The sequence below is a fragment of the Pseudoalteromonas sp. 23_GOM-1509m genome (assembly GCF_000518425.1).
Lineage (GTDB): Bacteria > Pseudomonadota > Gammaproteobacteria > Enterobacterales > Alteromonadaceae > Pseudoalteromonas > Pseudoalteromonas tetraodonis.
Map to the genome: position 1 here is coordinate 201,762 of NZ_JADO01000010.1, position 20,260 is coordinate 222,021.

Genomic DNA, 20,260 nt, shown 5'->3' on the forward strand with positions numbered 1-20,260 from the left:
ATTAAAGGGTTTGCTCCAAAATGCGAACAACTAATTGCTCAAAACTTGCCCCGTTGGCTTTTGCTGCCATTGGCACCAATGATTTTTCTGTCATGCCTGGTACGGTATTCACTTCTAGTAAGTAAAAATGTCCTTGTTCATCTTGCATCGCATCGACTCGTCCCCAGCCACTTGCACCTACTAAATCAAACGCATCAAGCGCCATCGCTTGTAATTTTTGAGTATCCGATGGTGATAAATCAGCAGGGCAATGATATTGCGTACTATTTGACTGATATTTAGCTTGGTAGTCATAAAATCCATTTGGGGTGCTCATTTCAATCACAGGTTGTACTTCATCACCCAATACCGTAATGGTAAATTCGCGACCCGTGATCCACTGCTCTACCAATACTTGGCTGTCGAACTTAAATGCATTAGTGAGCGCATCTTCAAGTTCTTCTGCAGAGCTTGCTTGCGCCATACCGATACTGGAGCCTTCGTGCGATGGCTTAACCATTACCTTTTTAAATTGCGCCATAATGGCATTGGCATCAAAGCCTTTTTTAGCATCAACCACGGCATAAGGTGCGGTGCTTAAGCCTGCCGATTTAAACAAATGCTTACAACGAATTTTATCCATTGCCAGTGCCGAACCCAGAACATTACTGCCGGTATACGGCAGGTTCATAAATTCTAGAGCACCTTGTACCGTGCCGTCTTCACCACCACGCCCATGTAAAGCAATAAAAACGCGATCAACGTTTAACGACTTTAATTCCCATAACGAACGATTTTGTGGATCAAACGCTATCGCATCAATGCCAACTTCTAACAGCGCATTTAATACCGCTTGACCAGATTTTAATGACACGTCACGCTCTGCTGAGTTTCCACCTAGCAGCACCGCTACTTTACCAAACTGGGAATTTACCTGTGTCATACTTCACCTTGCTTTAATTTTTCTATCGACATATTCGTGGCTGCTAAATTTTTAACAAGCTGACCTATGTTACCCGCACCTTGTGTGAGCACTAGGTCGTTATTTTGTAGGCAGTTGGCAAGTACGCCCGCAAGCTCTGAGCTTGAGGCTACATGTAATGGCTCTTTGCCACGCTGGCGCAAACTACGGCATAAACTCTTACTATCAGCGCCAACAATCGGCTCTTCGCCAGCACTGTAAACATCGAGTAATAAAAGCTGATCAACCTCAGCCAATACCTTAACAAAATCTTCGTATAAATCGCGAGTACGCGTATAACGGTGAGGCTGATACACCATCACTAAACGCTTATCAGGCCAGCCTTCTCGTGCTGCAGTGATAGTAGCGGCCACTTCTGATGGGTGATGGCCATAGTCATCAACAAGCATCACGCTGCCGCGTTCATTTTCAAATTCACCGTAGTGCTGAAAACGACGGCCAATACCTTCAAAAGTATCTAAAGCCGCTAAAATTGCATGATTCGCAATATTTTGATCTTTAGCCACGGCAATCGCTGCGGTTGCATTAAGGGCATTATGTTTACCCGGCATATTCAGCTTGGCGGTTAAACTCTCACCTTGTTTATTAGTTACCGTAAATTGGCATGTGTTCGCTGTTTGGCTAAAGTCACTCATTCGATAATCAGCCTCGTGTGACTCACCGTAAGTGATCACCGGACGACCAAAACGGGGGATCAATTCAGCAGCAACGTCTGAATCAATACACACCACCGCTAACCCGTAAAAAGGCAGGTTATGAATGAATTCAACATAAGTATCTTTCATTTTTTCTAAACTACCGCCGTAGGTTTCCATGTGATCTTCTTCAATATTAGTGATCACCGACACCATAGGCTGTAAATGCAAAAATGAGGCATCGCTTTCATCTGCTTCGGCGATTAAAAAGTCACTTTTACCTACCTTAGCATTGCTGCCAGCACTGTTAAGCAAACCACCAATAATAAAGGTTGGATCGAGCCCGGCTTGTGCATAAATGCTCGCAATTAAGCTGGTTGTGGTCGTTTTACCATGGGTGCCCGCAATGGCAATACCGTGGCGAAAGCGCATCAGTTCAGCTAACATTTCTGCACGACGAACCACCGGAATACGCGCAGCTTGCGCGGCTTGAATTTCAGGATTTGTTTTATCTATTGCACTTGAAACCACCACCACATTGGCGTCTTTTACGTTATTTTCATGATGGCCAATAAATACTTCAGCACCGGCTTTAATTAAACGCTCAGTCATTGCGCTGTGAGCTATATCTGAACCGGTAATACGGTAACCTTCAAAAGCAAGTACTTCTGCAATGCCGCCCATGCCTGCACCGCCTATTCCTACAAAGTGAATAGTTTCAATGCGGCGCATCGCTGGGCGTGTATATTTTTCTTTTGCTAATGTCTGTTTCACTTATGTTCTCTTATTTGTTACTTGCTCACAGTGCATCGCTACGCTTGCTGTGGCATCTAAAATAGCCTGCTGTTTTGCTTTGCCAGCCATTTTAGTTATTAATAAAGGTTCGGCTAAATAGGGGCTTAAAAGTTCAACAATACTGCGCTTATTAAATTGCCCCTGTGGCATTAATAACGCCCCCTCTGCCATTACTAAATACTGTGCATTGGCTGTTTGATGATCATCAACCGCGTGTGGAAACGGCACAAATACCGCCATTTTACCCGCTGCGGCAATTTCACTTACCGTAAGCGCACCCGCACGACAAATCACAATATCTGCCCAGCTATAAGCAGTATCCATATCATCAATAAATTCAGCAACGGTCACTTGCTCATTGCCAATTTGTTGCTGCTGGTAACTTTCACTTACACTAGCAAGGTGCCCTTTACCGGTTTGATGCCAAATATTAATGGCACAAGTATCATTCAAGCGCTTAAATGCTTCAGGTAGTATTTGGTTGAGCACTTGCGCACCTAACGAGCCACCCACAACAAGCATATTGATTGGGCTTGATACTTCCCGCTTAGGTATATCAACCACACTCTGACGCACAGGGTTACCCACCAGCTCAGCCTTTCCACTGGCAAAAGCACTAGGGAAAGCCGCTAACACGCGATTCGCAAATTTCGCTAGCCATTTATTGCTCATGCCTGCTACGGCATTTTGTTCGTGAATCACCAAAGGAATACCTAGGCTTTTTGCCGCAATACCTGTTGGGCCAGTTACATACCCCCCCATTGCTAAAACGACGTCAGGGCGTTGTTGTTTTAATACCTTACGCGCTTGCAATATTGCATTAATAACCATGAATGGCGCTTTAATAAGGCGTTTTAAACCATTCCCTCGCACGCCTTTTACATCAATAAAATCAATTTCTATGTTGTGCTTGGGCACGACACTGGCTTCCATTCTATCTGGGGTGCCTATCCAGCTAACTTGCCAACCTTGCTGTTTGAGATAATCAGCAACGGCAATCCCTGGAAAAATATGTCCACCTGTGCCCCCTGCTACAACGACTATTTTTTTACTCATCGCTTAGCTCCACCTGACGTGGCTTGTTTCGTTGCCATCTTGGTCTCAAAATCTACACGTAATAAAATACCGGTTGCTATGGTCATCATTAATAAACTTGAGCCACCATAAGAAATAAACGGCAAGGTTAATCCTTTGGTTGGTAAAATACCGGCACTGGCGCCCACATTCACCATAGTTTGAAACGCAAACCAAATACCAATTGCTAAGGCTAAGTAGCCTTCATATTCTTTGCCGTTTTTAAGCGCGTTTTGGCCAATGAGTAAAGCTCTAAATACTAAAGTACCCAGTACCATTAAAATGCTCAGCACCCCCATAAAACCTAACTCTTCAGCAATAACAGCAAAAATAAAGTCGGTGTGCGCTTCTGGTAAATATTGTAATTTTTGTACGCTGTTTCCTAGGCCTTGGCCAAACCAATCGCCTTGACTATAAGCCATTAGTGATTGCACTAATTGATAGCCTTTGCCAAAAGGGTCATCCCAAGGTTCTAAAAAGCCAACCACACGGGCCATACGATATGGCTCTAACACAATAAGCCCAACCACTAGCGCAATACCGGTTAAAATAAGTGCAAAAAACTGCCAAAGCTTGGCACCGGCTAAAAACAACAAACCAACCGTAGTAACAAACATCACCACCACAGTCCCTAAATCGGGCTGCATTAAAATAAGTGCTGCATAAACTGCAAATACCGCTATGGGTTTAGCAAAGCCTTTTATGTTTTCTTGAACTTCATTGCGCTTACGTACTAAGTAGCCTGCGATATAACTAAAAAAGAACAACTTAGCTAGCTCCGAGGCTTGAATATTAAACGGTCCTACGGGTATCCAGCGGGTCGAACCATTGACTTCACGTCCTACAATAAGTACCACTAATAACAGTACTAAACCGATTAGTAATAAATAGGGGTTAGCTTTTTTCCACCACGACATAGGTACTTGAGTACTAATGCAAAATAAACAAAACGATAGCCCTAAAAAAATGCCATGGCGGATAGTAAAATGATAAATATTACCAAACAGTCTATCGGCTGTCGGCATTGAGGCACTGGTTACCATCACAAAGCCCACACCAATCAGCATTAGCATGCAATAAAGCAGTGGCACATCATAAAGCTGCGCTGAAGGTTTAGGGGTGAGAGCCTCTTTAATATCCGCAAAAGCAATCATGACTGCCCCTGCAATACAGATTGCACAAAATCATCGCCGCGTTGCATATAATTGTTATACATATCAATGCTGGCACAGGCAGGTGCGAGTAAAACGGTATCGCCCGATTTACTTAATTGCTTTGCAAGCGCCACAGCCTCAGACATATTATTGGTTAAATGACCTTTAGCACTCAGTGCCACTAAATCTTTGGCATCTTTACCAAAACAAATCAGCGCTTTTACATGCTTTTCAATATAAGGCTTTAACACCTCTAAATCAGCACCTTTAGCATCACCACCAGCAATCACCACTAAGTTTTGTTGTTCACCCGCTAAACTATCTATTGCCGCCACTGTTGCGCCTACGTTGGTGGCTTTAGAGTCGTTAAAGTATTTAACGCCATTAAACTCACCCACAAACTGACAACGGTGCGCTAAGCCATTAAATTGAGATAATGCGGTTTTGTAATGCGCCTTAGTAATTGTAAATGGGCTGAGTAACGCCATCACTGCCAAGGTATTTAAATAGTTATGCTTACCCACAACGGCTAAAGTACTTACTGGTAAATAAGCTTCGTCCTTTACCATAAAGTGCGCTTCGTTATTGTGCTGTGCTAAGTGGTAATTGCCTTGTGTTTCACCAAAACTCAGTTGTGGTGCTAACGTGCGACTCACAGGGTGTGTTTGTATGTCATCAGCATTAATCACTATGTGTTCAGCACCATTATAAATACTTAGTTTTGAATCTATATAGGATTGGTAACTATCATAACGATCGAGATGATCTTCTGAAATATTAAGCACGGTTGCACTAGTCGTTTTTAGGCTGCGTGTGGTATCAAGCTGAAAACTTGATAGCTCCAATACAAATACATCAAAGTCACCGTCAAGTAAATCCAGTACCGCTGTGCCAATGTTGCCACCGAGTGCCACCTTATAACCTGCGGTTTTTAATACTTCGTAGGCAAGTGTTACTACGGTTGATTTACCATTAGAGCCGGTTACAGCAACGACTGGTTTGCTATTAATGCGCGCAAATAACTCAACATCACCAATCACTTCAACGCCTGCGTTAATTGCCTTCGCAACCGCAGGGGTTTTTAAGCCCAGCCCGGGACTAATAATAATCATATCGCAAGCACTGAGCGCCGCATTTTCTAAGTCACCAAAGTGAGTTTTTAATTGAGGTGCGTGCTGATTGAGCCAATCAACACCTGGCGGATTCTCTCTGCTATCGACCACATAAGGCTGTATTGATTGAGATAATAAAAAACGCACAATGCCCAGACCGGTTACACCGAGTCCGAGCACTGTTATGTGTTTATTTTTTATCTCGTTTAAATACTGCATTTATCGGATCTTTAATGTCGCAAGGCCAGCGAGTACCAGCACAATAGAAATTATCCAAAAGCGCACAATAACGCGTGGCTCCGGCCAACCTTTAAGTTCGTAATGGTGATGAATAGGCGCCATTCTAAAAATGCGTTGCCCACGTAATTTGTAAGAGCCAACTTGTAAAATTACCGATAGCGCTTCCATTACAAACACGCCCCCCATAATAATCAGTAACAGCTCTTGGCGAACAAGTACGGCAATAATCCCCAATGCACCACCCAGTGCTAATGAGCCTACATCGCCCATAAATACTTGCGCCGGATACGTGTTAAACCATAAAAAACCTAACCCAGCCCCTACAATAGCGGTACATACCACAACCAACTCACTCGCCAGTGGTAAATGCGGAATATGCAAATAAGCCGAAAAATTAATATTACCCGTTAAGTAAGCAATAATGGCCAGTGCTGCAGCCACTAAAATGGTAGGTACTATGGCCAAACCGTCTAGACCGTCGGTTAAATTAACCGCGTTTGACGTGCCCACCAACGCAAAGTAGGTGATCACGATATAAAACAGCCCCAGCTGTGGCAGTACATCTTTAAAAAATGGCACAACAAGAGATGTTTCTGTCGCTTGTGTGCTGCTCATGTAAAGCGCAGTGGCTACAACCAGTGCAATTACCGATTGCCAAAAGTATTTCCACTTTGCAATAAGTCCTTTTGGATCTTTACGGATCACCTTACGGTAATCATCAATAAAGCCCACAATACCTAATGAGCCAATTACAAATAAAGTGGCCCATACGTATTTATTAGACAAGTCTGCCCATAATAATGTGCTGGTAAAAATAGCCCCTAAAATAAGTAAGCCACCCATGGTCGGGGTACCCGATTTAGATAGGTGCGATTGCGGACCATCATCACGTACTGTTTGTCCTATTTGCATGCGTTGCAGCGCACGAATTAACTTAGGACCAAAATACAACGACATCATCAATGCGGTTAAAATACCTAAAATGGCACGCAGGGTTAAATACGAAAAAACATTAAAGCCACTATAATATTGAGTTAAATACTCAGCCAGCCAAACTAACATGATGATACTCCATTGATGGCTTGTTGCTGGCCATTAACTAAATCGGTTACTAAAAGCTCCATGCGAGAACTGCGTGATCCTTTCACGACAAGGGTAATTTTTTTATCTACTTTGCTAATGCTGTTTTGAATTTGCTGCAGCATTTGCTCACGATTAGAGAAATGGCGATTTGGCAGCCCAAATACATCACTGGCACATTTACTTAATACTCCGAGTGTAAATAACTCATCAATGCCTTGCGCTAATGCGTATTCACCGACTTCTTGATGATATTTACGGGCATCTTCGCCAAGTTCACCCATATCACCGAGTGCCAAAATACGATGACCTTGAATATCACTAAGTAAATCAATCGCAGCTTTCACCGACTTTACGTTGGCATTGTATGTATCATCAATAATGGTGAGTGAATCACTGGCTTCAATTAGGTTAACCCGTCCTTTAACTTCACCCATGGTCGCTAACGCGCTGGCAATGTCCTCAAGTGACACGTCAAACTCACTTGTTAACGCCGCAGCAATAAGCGCGTTACTAATATTATGTTTACCTGGCAGTGCTAACTTAACCGGCACACTGTGTTGCTTGGTGCACAAAGTGAAGCTTGCGCGAGCTTGTGCATCTAGGCTGATGTCTTCAGCCCAAATATCGAGCTTTTCACTACTCGAAAAACATTTAATATTGCGCGTTGCTAACTTATCAAGCCAATATTGACTAAAGTCACTATCGCAATTGACGATGGCGATGCCATCCTCTTTTAATCCGTCGTAAATTTCGCCTTTGGCTTGTGCCACACCTTGCAGGCTACCAAAGCCTTCCAAGTGGGCAGCAGCAACATTACATACCACAGCTACATCCGGTTTGGTCATCGCGGTGGTGTACGCAATTTCACCTATGTGGTTAGCGCCTAATTCAATAACCGCAAAGCGATGTCGTGGCTCTAATCTGAGTAAAGTTAACGGTACGCCAATGTCGTTGTTAAAATTACCTTTAGTGGCTAATACATCCCCTTTACTTGATAAAATAGCGGCACACATTTCTTTAACTGTTGTTTTACCTACACTGCCAGTAATAGCGATAGTTTTAGGTGCAACTTGCGCCATCACTGCTGTACCAATTGTGCCTAATGCAATACGGGTATCGGCAACTACAAATTGAGCAATATCGGTATCAACAGCGTGATCGACAATCACGCCTATAGCGCCTTTTTGTTTTGCTTGTTCAATAAATTTATGGCCATCAAAATTTGGGCCCTTAAGCGCCAAAAACACTTCACCATCACACAAAGTACGGGTATCGGTGTTTATATTTATCACCTTGCGATTATCACCTTGATAATCGGTTGCTAGCACATTAGCTAGCCAATCAAAATCCATTGGGATCATGCTTGAGACCCTCTTACTGCTTTTTTTAATTGTTGTTGTACAAATTGGCGGTCGCAAAAATCGATGCGTGTATCGCCTATAATTTGATAGTCTTCATGCCCTTTACCGGCAATTAAAATAACCTCACCGGCTTTTGCGTTATCTATAGCAAATTGTATCGCGGCACCGCGATCGGCCTCTAAATGAGCGTTTTCTGGATGCTCTAATCCCGCAGCTACATCATTAATAATGTCATTAGGGTCTTCAGAGCGTGGGTTATCACTGGTAATGATCACTTTGTCTGCAAACTGCTCTGCAGCTTGTGCCATTAGTACACGCTTTCCTTTATCTCTGTCGCCGCCACAACCAAACACACAACTCACTCCACCTGGTACATGTTGCTGCAGCGCTTGTAACGCTAAAGCCAACGCATCTGGCGTATGCGCATAATCAACAACGCAAGTAGGCATACTTGGCGCTGTAAATGCTTGCATCCTGCCGGCTACCGGCTGTAAATACTCACATCCTGCTACTAACTGTGTTAATGGATAGCCTAGCGCTAATAGCGTTGCTAACGCAGCCGTTAAATTATAAAGATTAAATTCACCAAACAGCGGTGATTTTATGGCAACATCACCCCAGCTAGTAGTTAATTGCGCCGAAATACCGGTTGCTGAATACTGAACATCTGAAAAATACACAAACTGTGCATTTTTAGGGGCTAAGTTTTTACGGCCATAACAAATAAGACTATTAAAGCTGTATTTTTCAATCCATTGCTCTGCTTGTCCGTCATCCTGATTAAGAATGACATGGTCAGCATCAAAATCACGAAACAGCATTAATTTAGCATCACCATAGCTTTGCATATCGCCATGGTAATCTAAGTGATCGCGCGACAAGTTAGTAAACACTGCAGCTTTAAAATAGCATTGATCAACACGGTGCTGTACCAAACCATGCGATGACACTTCCATAGCAACCAATTGGTGTTGCTCATTTTTTAAGTCGCTTAAAATACGCTGTAAATCGACTGCTGAAGGCGTAGTATTTTGCAGTGGTGTTAAGTTATCTGGATGGCCGTAACCTAAGGTGCCAATAATAGCGGCTTGGGTATGACAAAATTGTGCTAAATGAGCAATCATTGCTGTGGTAGTCGATTTACCATTGGTGCCCGTTACGCCAACTAAATCTAAGTGCTTGCTCGGTTGTTGGTAAAATTGACTCGCCAATACAGGCAGTTTCTTATTCAATTCTGAGACTAAATAAAGCGGCTCAAAATCACTTTCAAATTCACACAGTCTGTCGGCAATAATTGCACTGGCACCATTTTCAATTGCTTTACTAATAAAGTGCCCACCATCTAACTGGTGCCCTTTTATCGCCACAAACACATCACCTGGTTTTACATCGCGGCTATCTAAACGCAGCTCGTTTACCATTAAACGTGCTGCATCTATTTCTAAATGTTTTAAAATTGTGTGTAAATCACGCACCATCATCTTTGCCCTTCACGTATGCCACCGAGTCTTTGTCTGGGGCAACGTTTAAAATTCTTAATGAATTAGAGATTATTTCTGCAAACGCTGGACCTGCTGTTGCGCCGCCATAATAAACATCTCCACCGGGCTCGTTGATTAATACCACAACGGCTAATCGCGGGTTACTCGCAGGGGCAATGCCCGCAAAATAACCTACATATTCGTCACCATAGCCCCCTGCGGCGGCTTTTTTAGAGGTGCCTGTTTTACCAGCAGCGCGGTAACCATCCACTTTAACGCGGCGTGCGGTACCGCCTTCTTCAAATACGCTTTCCATCATATGGACAACGGCTTCAACATCTTCTTGTTGAAAGACACGCTCACCTTCAGGTATAGAATCTTGCTTTAGTACAGTAAGCGGACGATTAACCCCGCCTGCCCCTAACATGGCGTAAAAACGTGCCATTTGCGCGGTACTCACGGCAATATTGTAACCAAACGAGAGCGCTGCAATTTCGTGATCTGACCAACGGCGATTAGGGTAAAATAAGCCACTACTTTCGCCTACCATGCCAGTACCACTATCACTGCCAAACCCCACTTTTTGATACAAGCCCACAAAGTACTCTTTGGGTACTGTTTGGCTTATTTTGGTTACTCCCATATTACTGGAGTATTTTAAAATTTCGCGCAGCGTCATTTCGCCATGATTACGGGTATCTTGTACTAAGCTGCCCCCTAAGCGCATCCAGCCTGGGTAGGTATCAACTTTGTCATCCGGTTGGATTGTGCCGTAGTCTAATCCAGCTAAAATGGCTAGAGGCTTAACAGTTGAGCCGGGTTCAAACAAATCAGTAATAGCGCGGTTACGACGTTTATGAGGAGCCGCCCCGCTTAAGTTGTTAGGATTAAATGAAGGGCTATTGACCATGGCCAAGACTTCACCGGTTTTAACATCTACTACCATGGCAGAACCTGAGGTCGCTTTATAAGTTAATACCGCTGATTTAACTGCTTTATAGGCAATGGCTTGAATTCGCTGATCAATACTTAGTTGAATGCTTTCAGGCTCTACTCGCTCGCGTTCATCAAGCACTTCAACTTCACGCCCTTGCGCATCTTTGCGAATGGTACGGCGACCTTCTTCACCGGTTAACGCGTTTTCATAAAGCTTTTCTATGCCCTCAATGCCTTTACCATCAATATTGGTAAACCCAATAACATGTGCGCTTACTTCACCAGCAGGGTAATAACGTTTTGATTCATCCAATAAATGAATACCAGGTAGGCGTAAATCACCGATGTAATTAGCCACAGCGGGAGTCACTTGGCGTTTTAAATACACAAAGCGACGAGTAGGATCATCAAGTAATCGCGTGTTAATTTTACTAGGCTCAATGCGCAACACATCAGCCAATTCACGCCAGCGTAAATCATTTTTATAATACAGGGCGGTACGCTTATTTAACTCAGCAACATTTTCACGAAGCGTTTGCTGATCTTCACCGTTTTTGCGTGCTTGCCTAAGTACTTTACTAACCAGTGATTTATGCAGGGCTTTAGGATCCGCATACACGCTTACCACAGGCACACTAACGGCAAGCTCTTTACCGTTACGATCGAAAATCATCCCGCGTTGCACATGCAGTTTTTCAATCCGTACCGTACGTTTATCGCTTTCAGAGCGCGCTTTATCAGGTTCAATTACTTGCAAGTACGCAGCACGCGATACCAAGGTCACAAACACTAAAAAAATCACCGCGCACACTAAAATAAAGCGCCATGCTATTAGGTTATTGACTGGTTTTTTGCCTCGCATTCTCATTGTAATATAATTACCTGCTCATCTTGGCTGGTTGGCCGCTTCATTTCGAGTTGTGACGTTGCCACTTCTTCAATGCGCGCATGTTGTGAATAAAACTCTTCTTCCACTAAAAAATAACGCCATTCTAAATCCAATTCGTCACGCTCTTGGAGCAACGAATCTTGCTCAATTAATTGCGCTCGAGAGAGATGAGTTACTTGCACCACACTCAAGCTTGATGCGAATATCACAACCAACAAGGCCAAGGTGATCTTGTTCGCACCTAGGCCTTTAATTATTTCAAGAAATAAATTGGGTTGGCGATAGCTCGCTTTTTTACTCATCCCAACCTCTGTGCGATCCTTAGCACTGAGCTGCGAGAGCGTGGATTACGCGCCACTTCATCAGCACTTGGTTTAATAGCTTTACCCACTGCTTTTAACGTCAGATTTTTATTTATTTGTGCGTCGGTTAAAGGCAGACCTCTGGGTATCGCTTCTCCCTTACTCTGTTTTTTAATAAATTGTTTAACAATGCGATCTTCTAAAGAATGAAACGAAATAACCACTAAGCGACCACCCGGCTTAAGAACTTTAATCGCCGCTTGTAATGCCGTTTGAATTTCCTCTAATTCGCTATTGATATAAATACGAATAGCCTGAAAAGTCCGCGTTGCAGGGTGTTTAAACTTATCTTTCACCGGTACGGCTTCATCGACTAAATCAGCGAGCTGCTTAGTAGTAGTGATTGGCGTGTGTTCACGCACTTCTAAAATTTTGTGCGCAATGCGCTTACCAAATTTTTCTTCACCTAGCTTTTTGATCACATGAGTAATGTCATCTAATTCAGCCTCAGCTAACCACTGCGCTGCGCTGCGACCTGTACTTGGATCCATTCTCATATCGAGCGGACCATCTTTCATAAAGCTAAAGCCACGCGCTGCGTCATCTAGCTGCGGTGACGACACACCAATATCAAGTAAAATGCCATCAACCTGACCAATAAGATCGTTTTGCTCAGCTACCTCGTATAACTTTGAAAAACGAGAATGAGCAATTGAAAAACGCGGGTCATCAGCAAACTTTTCAGCAGACTTTATCGCTTGTGGATCTTGGTCAATGGCCTGCAAACGACCGCTTTCACCTAAGCGCGCTAATATTTGCCCTGAATGTCCGCCACGTCCAAAGGTACCATCCATGTATATGCCGTCTGGCTTAATTGCAAGTGCATCTATGGTTTCGTCCATTAATACGGATACGTGTTCAAATTGCGCTGTCATTAGCTGTTATTTGCCTTTTATTTTGCTGCTAGAGGGTGAAGTTATCTAAATCGTCATTCGGTTCAAAATCACCGAGCCTTTCAAGCTCAGTGTCTTGGCGCATCTGCTCGTGCCAACGTGCTTCATCCCAAATTTCAAATTTATTCATTAAACCCACCAGCATAATTTTTTTGCCAAGTTCTGCATGTGAGCGCAATGAAGCCGCCAACAAAATTCGACCGTTTTTATCAAGCTGATACTCTGTCGCATTACCTAACAACATACGTTGCATCCGTCGTGCTCTGGGATTCATATTGGATATTTTTGCTAAACGGCTTTCTATTTCTAACCATTCAGCAAGAGGGTATAACCAAAGGCAAGGCTCATTGAGTGCAACGGTGCAAATTACCGTTCCCTGATCTTCAGACAATAGCGTATCTCGGTACTTAGTCGGTACCGCAAAACGTCCTTTATCATCCAAACTCAGTGAACTTGCGCCACGAAACATAAAAAGCCTATTGTAAAATTATTTTAATCAACTTTTTGATTAACCCGATCCAGTTTGATCCACTAAACACCACTTTTTACCACAGTGCTCCAGTTTAGGGCTTGACAAGCCTTTTTGTCAAGTAAGTCACCCAGCTTTAGCACCCCGCGAAGCCTGAAAAAATAAGGCTCCGATTAAAGCGGTTGAATTGTTTAATAAAAAATCTGATCAGCCAGTAAAAAATTTTTTATCGTTCTTTTTATTAGCTTGTTGGCATTATTTGCTTAATGAATAAACAGTGAATAATTACAATTTATTTGAGCCCTGCTGACCTTTGTGAATTAGAGTCTGTTCAAACTAGATGCGGTTTAATCGTGTCGCGAGGTTTGTAACCGAGTGGACAAAGAAAAAATCAATCTCGAATGATCAACACGTCCTAGTTTGTAAAAATTACAAACTGTTGTCGCAATAGTTACAGCTATAAACCCACTCAAAATTCGTAAATAAAATACAATTCATATAAAACAACAGGTTAAAGACTGGTTTAATCATTGCATCTAAATAATTACTTTTAAAAAACTATTAAGGATTGATTATGGCTACGGCAACAAAGAGCAAAACTCCTATTGATGCAAAACAAGAGATTGAAGCACCGCTAACAGATAAAGCGACATCAGCAGCGCATGACGCAGTTGATGCATTATCAAGTAAAGCGGCGGTAGCTGAAAATGGTGTTCGTAAAGGCGCAAGCAGCTCAGCTGAAACGCTTAATGAAAAGCAGTTAGCCGCTCGTGAGAAACTAGCAGAGTGTTCGTCTAAAACGCGTCAACTCGCATCAGAAAACCCATTAGCAACGGCGGGTCTGGCGTTTGCTGCTGGTATGTTAGTTACAGCACTGTTTCGTCGTAAGTAATACTAATGCAAAACCAACACTCAACACCAAGTGAATCACAAGGGACAGATTCGCCGTCATCGGCAAAACACGCCGATGACTGGCAAGATCATGTTGCTAAGCTTGCTGATTATGCAGCGCAGCTCAAGGATGATTATCACCAACAAGGAAAGTTAACGCATCAGCTGGCTACAGCTGAGTGGAAGCTGTCGTTAAGATCCTTAGCACTGATCACCATTCTACTAGGATGTTTTGCCAGTGGCTTGGTGTTACTGTGGGTGGGATTTTTAGGTATTGTAGGCTTTGCCACCTTTGATCTGTTTAGCTCTATTTGGCTGAGCATTGCAGTGGTGATCAGCCTACAAATTTTATGCTTAGTTTGGCTGTGGCGAAACGCCGTTTATCTAAGCAAAAAAATTGGCTTTACTAAAACGCTAAATAGCCTAAGGCAGCTGCTTAAATTATAAGGCACACACTATTATGTTAATCAATTATTTGATCAACTCACCGAACGCTCGCGTGCAACAGCTAGATAAAGAAGTTGTTATGCGATCAGAGCTAAAACGTCAGCATCTTGCAGCTATAAAATACAGAGCCAAACGCTTTGCAGCAACAAAAGTGGGGCTCGCCAGTGCGTTTGCAGCTGGCGCTGTAGTTGAGTCTGCTAAAGGTGATGCTAACACGATAAAAAAATACACTTGGTTATTAAAGCTACTTGCTTAAAAGTCATTCGCGCATCGATTTATCACGACAATGAGCCAAAAAAACCATTTTGATAATCGCTTACAGCCTGGCGAATTTCAGCCTCGGTGGTCATTACAAAAGGTCCCATGTGCGCAATTGGCTGGTTAAGTGGATCGCCTGCTAAAATAAGAACCCCCGCCGCTTTCTGTGCCTGTAATGCAATGTCACTCAATGGTTCTAATATAAGTAACTTACCCGCATTAAACACGTCACCTGTCTGAGATATTAATGAGCCTGTATGAATATAAATCATTACTTTTTGCTGTTTTAAAGCCGGTAAATTAAGCCCTTCACCCGCAGGCAAAGCTACATCGGCTATAGCGCCATTAGCAGCTAAATTTTGTAAGCTTGCAGCCAATTGGTGTGATTCAAATTGCCATGTCCCTGCTAAGGCTTTAAGTGAAACACCTTGTTGATTAGTAAAACTCGGTGCTGGATGCTCTGTGGTATCTTGGTATTGAGGCTCACGCATTTTTTGAGCACTTGGCATATTGAGCCAAATTTGAAAACCATGTAAGCCTTGTTCAGCATCGGCAAGGGGCATTTCACTGTGCATAACACCGCTACCGGTACTCATCCATTGTACGTCACCCGCACGAATCGCCTTTTTGTTACCCATTTGGTCTTGATGTTCAAACCCGCCTTTTAAAATATAGGTAAAGGTTTCGATCCCCCTATGAGGATGAGGAGGAAAGCCACCAATATAATCACTTTCATCGTCAGATTTAAGCTCATCTATCATTAAAAATGGATCTAAATATTTACCATCAAATCCTGGAATACGACGAATATTAACACCATCCCCATCTTGGGTAGCATAAGCAGTTAGTACTTTGGTTATTTTCATTTTTGTTGCCTAAAATAGGTTAAGTAAAAGTATAAAATATTAATTTATTATTATGACTCTACCCGAAAATTAATTAATAAATTTCAGTTATATACAATAAAAGTAAATTTAATATTTGCGATATAACCTTAGTACATTAAAGGTTATTTATAGTAGAATTATTGGTCAGAGTTTTACCCTATATTTATTTGGATACGATTATTTTTACTGCATCATTAAAACATCAGCTTTATCGACTACTTATGCTAATTTGCATGCCTGTAGCTGCTGTCATTTTAGTAACCTTGTGGTTTAGTCGTGACGCGGCTATTAAAGAGCACGAGAAAAAAGTGCGCTCTATCACTGAGCATCTAATTATCAAGCAGCAAAGCATGATTAATGATGTAGAGCATATTACTGAGTTTTTAGCAAAAAAGCAGAAAGACATTAAGTCTTTATCTTCTCGCTGCCCTTCGTATTTTTTAGATGTTAAGGCACTCAATGGCAATATCGCGAATATTGGTTTAGTAAACAAAGACGGCGATTTAATTTGTTCCTCAAATAATGGTGCCCCTAATATCAACGTTAGTGATCGTCCCTACTTTAAAAACGCACTCGCCAGTAAAGAGTTTAGTATTGGCCATTTCCAGCACGATCGCAGCCTTGAAGCCCAGAGCATTAACTTTGCTTCCCCTATTCTTAATGAAAACAATGATATTGAAGGCGTGATAGTAACTGTAATTGCTTTAGACTGGTGGAGCTCGGCACTTAATAGCTTGAATTTACCGACAGAAGTTCGAGTCGCCATCACTGACTCTAATAATCTTATTTTAGCCAACTCCCCTTTTTCAGCCGATAGATTGGGTTATAAATTGGAAGAGTTTGATTTAGAACATAATTTACAAGCAGGTGTCATTTTTAAAGGAAAAGATGGTATCCGTAGAGTTTTTCATCAAACGACTCTCTATCGAGATGGCAATGACAATAAGCTCTCTATTTATATTACTCAACCAATAGATAAAACACTTGAGCGGATAGATATTAACTTTGTAAAAATGGTTTTAGGATTTTTAATGACCATTCTTCTTTTAGCTGTATTAGCTAGACGACTGGTCAATAAAAGCATTTTAAATCCGATTAAAAGTCTAACGCAGGCGGTTAACCGCTTAGCGGCCGGTAATATGCCTCATGACGATGAGCAGCCCAATAGTCCTGAGCTAAATAGACTTTACCATCGTTTTAAATACATGGCCGAAACTCGCTTAACGGCTGAAGCATGCCTTAAACATAAGCATGACGAGCTCAATAGCCTGCTTAATGCATTACCCGATGCTTTTTTACGCGTAGATGCCAATGGCAATATTCTTGATACCGGTGGACGTATTAAATCGTTAAATTATAGCCATTCAACACCCCCTAAAAAATTATCGTGTTTATTCTCTGATGCTAATTTAAAACAAGTGCAAGGGTACTTAATACCCCTGATCGCCCCTGTCACTGTTGAGCTTGAACAAAAACAAGACAATCAGTTTTATGAAGCTAAAATTAGCCCAATGAAAAAAGCCGATGAGTTTATTATCGTTATTAGTAACATCACTCAACGAAAGCAAAATCAAGAATCGTTGCATTTAGCGTCATTAGTTTACAACAACAGCAGTGAAGGCATGGCAATCACGGATGAAAATGGGGTTATTTATGATGTGAACCCTGCGTTTTGTGAAACAACTTTGTATTCTCGAAAAGAAGTACTCAATAAAACGGTGGGTATTTTATCATCGGGTAAACACGATAAGCAGTTTTATAATTACATGTGGCAATCGCTCAATAAAACAGGGCGTTGGCAAGGTGAAATAACCAATCGTCGTAAAAATGGCGAGCTGTATGTTGAATGGTTAACCATCGATACTATTTACGATAAAAATAAAGCCCCGACTAGTCGTATTGCTATTTTTACCGACCTAACCGAGAAAAAACAAGCAGATGAATTAATTTGGCGACAAGCGCACTTTGATCATTTAACCGACTTGCCTAATCGATTAGAACTAAAAGAGCGCTTAAACCTACGATTCGCAAACCTTACCAATGCAGATCAAAAACTGGTCATTATGCTATTAGATATTGATCATTTTAAAGATATTAACGACACATTGGGCCACCATTACGGCGATAGATTACTTAAGTTAGTATCTGAGCGAATTGTGCAAACGGCCAAAGAGGCTGACTTTGTAGCACGAATTGGCGGAGACGAGTTTGTTGTTGTATTTAGTGATTTACATGGCAGCGATAATATAAAGCAAATGGCAAAATCACTTTTGCTTAGCCTTGCCTCCACTATTTTTATTGAAGATGAAAAAGTGTATATCAGTGCCAGTATTGGTATTGCCTGCGCGCCAGATGATGGCCAAAATCCAGAGCAATTACTTAAAGCCGCTGACCAAGCTATGTATAAAGCAAAAAATAGCGGTCGCAATGGCTTTGAATTTTTCTCACATGATATGCGTGAAGATGCAAACGCAAGAATGCAACTACTCAAAGAGCTTCGCTCAGCTATAGAGCTAGAACAATTTGAATTGTATTACCAACCTATCGTATCGCTTGATGATTTACACGTTCATAAAGCTGAGGGACTTATTCGTTGGCAACACCCAGAAAAAGGCCTGATCAGCCCTGCTGACTTTATTCCTCTTGCTGAAGAAACCAGACAAATAAATGCGCTGGGTCAATTTGTATTTGCTGAGGCACTACAAACACTTAATGATATTAAAAAACACATTCAAGATGAATTTCAAATAAGCATTAACGTTTCACCAGTGCAATTGGCAACCGTCGATAGCGGCATAGACGAATGGTACGATATGCTAGCAACGGCAAATATACCAGCCTCAGCGATTGTGGCCGAAATTACTGAAGGCTTAATGGTTAACCCGGAAGAACTTACCCAAAGTCGTTTGAAAGCCTTGGTTAAGTCAGGTATGCAATTGGCCCTTGATGACTTTGGCACCGGTTATTCATCGCTTGCTTACTTGCAAGAAATGGATACCGACTACCTAAAAATAGATAAACGCTTTGTTGATAATATTCAAAAAGGCAGTCAAGAGCTGGCTTTGTGTGAAGCAATTATCATGATGGCTCATCAGCTTGGTTTAAAAGTGATTGCCGAAGGCATAGAAACAAAATTACAAATGGATTTATTACTTGAGGCCGGTTGTGATTATGGCCAGGGCTATTTGTTTTCAAAGCCGCTGCACAAAGCCTCGTTTATGCAGCTGATAACAACAAATCAAGTAATTAGTTTAAAATAAAAGTCATTTAGCCCTAATACTGGTTATTTTGTGTCGAGGTGGTCTGCTACATACGCACCTCGCTGCCCTCTTTTTTTATCTGGTCCAATGGTGCTGTCTTGAGCAGTTTGCTGTTCTAACGCAGCATTGATTGTGGCTCCCAAAATAATGATATAAGCGCTAATAAATAGCCACATAAGCATAATAACCACTCCACCTATAGAGCCATATGTTTCGTTGTAACTAGCAAAATGAGATACATAAAATGAAAAGCCAAAAGATGCCACAATCCATAATACGGTGGCGGTGAATGAGCCCACGGTAACCCAGCGCCATTTAGCTGCTTTTCTGTGAGGCGCATAACGGTATAAAATTAATAATGCAAAGTTAAAAGTCAATGCCAGCAATGGCCATGATATAAGCATGATTAAAAAATCAATACTCTCTTTAATTCCTAGTAAATTAAGCGCTAGCGGTAATATACCTATAATTACCAGTGCTATTACAGCCACCACAATTGCACCCACTGAAAATAACAAACGTACAAGTTGCGCCTTTAAGAATGAGCGTTTTTCGTATTCGTGATAACTAATATTACATGCTGTGATCAACGCTTGGCTGCCCTTAGAGCTACTCCAGATAGTTAACAGTAAAGTACCCAGCGCACTAAGGCTTAAACTAGTTTGTGACTTTTGCGCAAGACTTGAAACTTGAGATAAAATAATTTCTTGAGTGCTTTGTGGTAATAACGCCATAAACTGACTTAAATACACACTAATATCATTCGGTGATGCAAAATAAGCATACACAGACACCAATGCCGCAATGGCGGGAAAAATAGCCAGTAACGCATAAAATGCCACGCCAGCCGCCACTAAAGATAAATTATCACGGCTCATTTGTTTTACTATTCGCCTTGTAATATCCCACCAGCCACGCAGAGGGATATGGTTAGGCTGCTTGGCTCTTTGGCCACGCTTAAAGTCACTCATAGTTAACTCCCTTTTCCTAATTAAGTAGCAAAATGTTTGCCAAACAAATACTGCTTGGTATTAAACTTGCTGCTATTGTTTAACACAGACTCTAATTACTT

General features: G+C 42.0%; 18 protein-coding genes. 4 read left to right on the forward strand and 14 right to left on the reverse strand.

Translation table 11 applies throughout. The features are described from left to right. Window position 1: 1 nt before the first annotated feature. From N523_RS0104430 to mraZ, 12 genes are read right to left on the reverse strand one after another with little or no spacing between them, the layout of a single operon-like run. Window positions 2-922 (reverse strand): D-alanine--D-alanine ligase, encoded by a 921-nt coding sequence (locus tag N523_RS0104430; protein ID WP_028834436.1) that lies wholly within the window; start codon window positions 920-922, stop codon window positions 2-4. Next, window positions 919-2,328 (reverse strand): UDP-N-acetylmuramate--L-alanine ligase, encoded by a 1,410-nt coding sequence (gene murC, locus N523_RS0104435; protein ID WP_216712925.1) that lies wholly within the window; start codon window positions 2,326-2,328, stop codon window positions 919-921. The genes N523_RS0104430 and murC overlap by 4 nt, the downstream gene beginning before the upstream one ends. A 42-nt stretch (window positions 2,329-2,370) precedes the next feature. Continuing rightward, window positions 2,371-3,447: an undecaprenyldiphospho-muramoylpentapeptide beta-N-acetylglucosaminyltransferase gene (murG, locus tag N523_RS0104440; RefSeq protein ID WP_028834437.1), complete on the reverse strand. Its 1,077-nt coding sequence runs from the start codon at window positions 3,445-3,447 to the stop codon at window positions 2,371-2,373. Then, complete coding sequence (ftsW, locus tag N523_RS0104445; RefSeq protein WP_008465286.1) at window positions 3,444-4,619, reverse strand: cell division protein FtsW; 1,176 nt, start codon at window positions 4,617-4,619, stop codon at window positions 3,444-3,446. The genes murG and ftsW overlap by 4 nt, the downstream gene beginning before the upstream one ends. Further along, window positions 4,616-5,950, reverse strand: coding sequence for a UDP-N-acetylmuramoyl-L-alanine--D-glutamate ligase (murD, locus tag N523_RS0104450; protein WP_028834438.1), 1,335 nt, complete (start codon window positions 5,948-5,950; stop codon window positions 4,616-4,618). Before murD ends, ftsW begins: the two co-directional genes overlap by 4 nt. Continuing rightward, entirely contained in the window at window positions 5,951-7,033 is a 1,083-nt protein-coding gene (gene mraY, locus N523_RS0104455; RefSeq protein ID WP_008110692.1) for a phospho-N-acetylmuramoyl-pentapeptide-transferase, read from the reverse strand. After that, on the reverse strand, window positions 7,027-8,415 hold the full coding sequence (locus N523_RS0104460; protein WP_028834439.1) for a UDP-N-acetylmuramoyl-tripeptide--D-alanyl-D-alanine ligase: 1,389 nt from the start codon (window positions 8,413-8,415) through the stop codon (window positions 7,027-7,029). Before N523_RS0104460 ends, mraY begins: the two co-directional genes overlap by 7 nt. After that, window positions 8,412-9,890, reverse strand: coding sequence for a UDP-N-acetylmuramoyl-L-alanyl-D-glutamate--2,6-diaminopimelate ligase (gene murE / locus N523_RS0104465; protein WP_013464054.1), 1,479 nt, complete (start codon window positions 9,888-9,890; stop codon window positions 8,412-8,414). Before murE ends, N523_RS0104460 begins: the two co-directional genes overlap by 4 nt. Beyond that, window positions 9,883-11,700 (reverse strand): peptidoglycan glycosyltransferase FtsI, encoded by a 1,818-nt coding sequence (locus N523_RS0104470; protein WP_013464053.1) that lies wholly within the window; start codon window positions 11,698-11,700, stop codon window positions 9,883-9,885. Before N523_RS0104470 ends, murE begins: the two co-directional genes overlap by 8 nt. Further along, window positions 11,697-12,023, reverse strand: a complete 327-nt coding sequence (gene ftsL, locus N523_RS0104475; RefSeq protein WP_008110697.1) for a cell division protein FtsL — start codon at window positions 12,021-12,023, stop codon at window positions 11,697-11,699. Before ftsL ends, N523_RS0104470 begins: the two co-directional genes overlap by 4 nt. Continuing rightward, window positions 12,020-12,958, reverse strand: coding sequence for a 16S rRNA (cytosine(1402)-N(4))-methyltransferase RsmH (gene rsmH, locus N523_RS0104480; RefSeq protein ID WP_008110698.1), 939 nt, complete (start codon window positions 12,956-12,958; stop codon window positions 12,020-12,022). Before rsmH ends, ftsL begins: the two co-directional genes overlap by 4 nt. A 28-nt stretch (window positions 12,959-12,986) precedes the next feature. Continuing rightward, a complete protein-coding gene (mraZ, locus tag N523_RS0104485; protein ID WP_028834440.1) occupies window positions 12,987-13,445 on the reverse strand; it encodes a division/cell wall cluster transcriptional repressor MraZ in 459 nt (152 codons plus the stop codon). Window positions 13,446-14,019: 574 nt separating this feature from the next. Between mraZ and N523_RS0104490 the strand changes: the two genes are divergently transcribed. From N523_RS0104490 to N523_RS0104500, 3 genes are read left to right on the forward strand one after another with little or no spacing between them, the layout of a single operon-like run. Next, the gene (locus tag N523_RS0104490) at window positions 14,020-14,337 is read left to right on the forward strand and encodes a hypothetical protein (RefSeq protein WP_013464052.1); all 318 of its coding nucleotides are present in this window, start codon (window positions 14,020-14,022) and stop codon (window positions 14,335-14,337) included. Window positions 14,338-14,342: 5 nt separating this feature from the next. Beyond that, entirely contained in the window at window positions 14,343-14,783 is a 441-nt protein-coding gene (locus tag N523_RS0104495; protein ID WP_028834441.1) for a hypothetical protein, read from the forward strand. A 13-nt stretch (window positions 14,784-14,796) separates the two neighbouring features. Next, on the forward strand, window positions 14,797-15,039 hold the full coding sequence (locus N523_RS0104500) for a hypothetical protein (RefSeq protein ID WP_008110702.1): 243 nt from the start codon (window positions 14,797-14,799) through the stop codon (window positions 15,037-15,039). 22 nt (window positions 15,040-15,061) lie between these two features. Here the strand turns inward: N523_RS0104500 and N523_RS0104505 are convergent, their stop codons facing one another. Next, complete coding sequence (locus N523_RS0104505) at window positions 15,062-15,907, reverse strand: pirin family protein (protein ID WP_028834442.1); 846 nt, start codon at window positions 15,905-15,907, stop codon at window positions 15,062-15,064. Window positions 15,908-16,161: 254 nt separating this feature from the next. Here N523_RS0104505 and N523_RS0104510 point away from each other — a divergent pair, with 254 nt between their 5' ends. Beyond that, window positions 16,162-19,188, forward strand: a complete 3,027-nt coding sequence (locus N523_RS0104510; RefSeq protein ID WP_028834443.1) for a bifunctional diguanylate cyclase/phosphodiesterase — start codon at window positions 16,162-16,164, stop codon at window positions 19,186-19,188. Window positions 19,189-19,211: 23 nt separating this feature from the next. Here N523_RS0104510 and N523_RS0104515 read toward each other — a convergent pair whose 3' ends face one another. Beyond that, window positions 19,212-20,159, reverse strand: a complete 948-nt coding sequence (locus N523_RS0104515) for a YihY/virulence factor BrkB family protein (protein WP_028834444.1) — start codon at window positions 20,157-20,159, stop codon at window positions 19,212-19,214. Window positions 20,160-20,260: the final 101 nt, after the last annotated feature.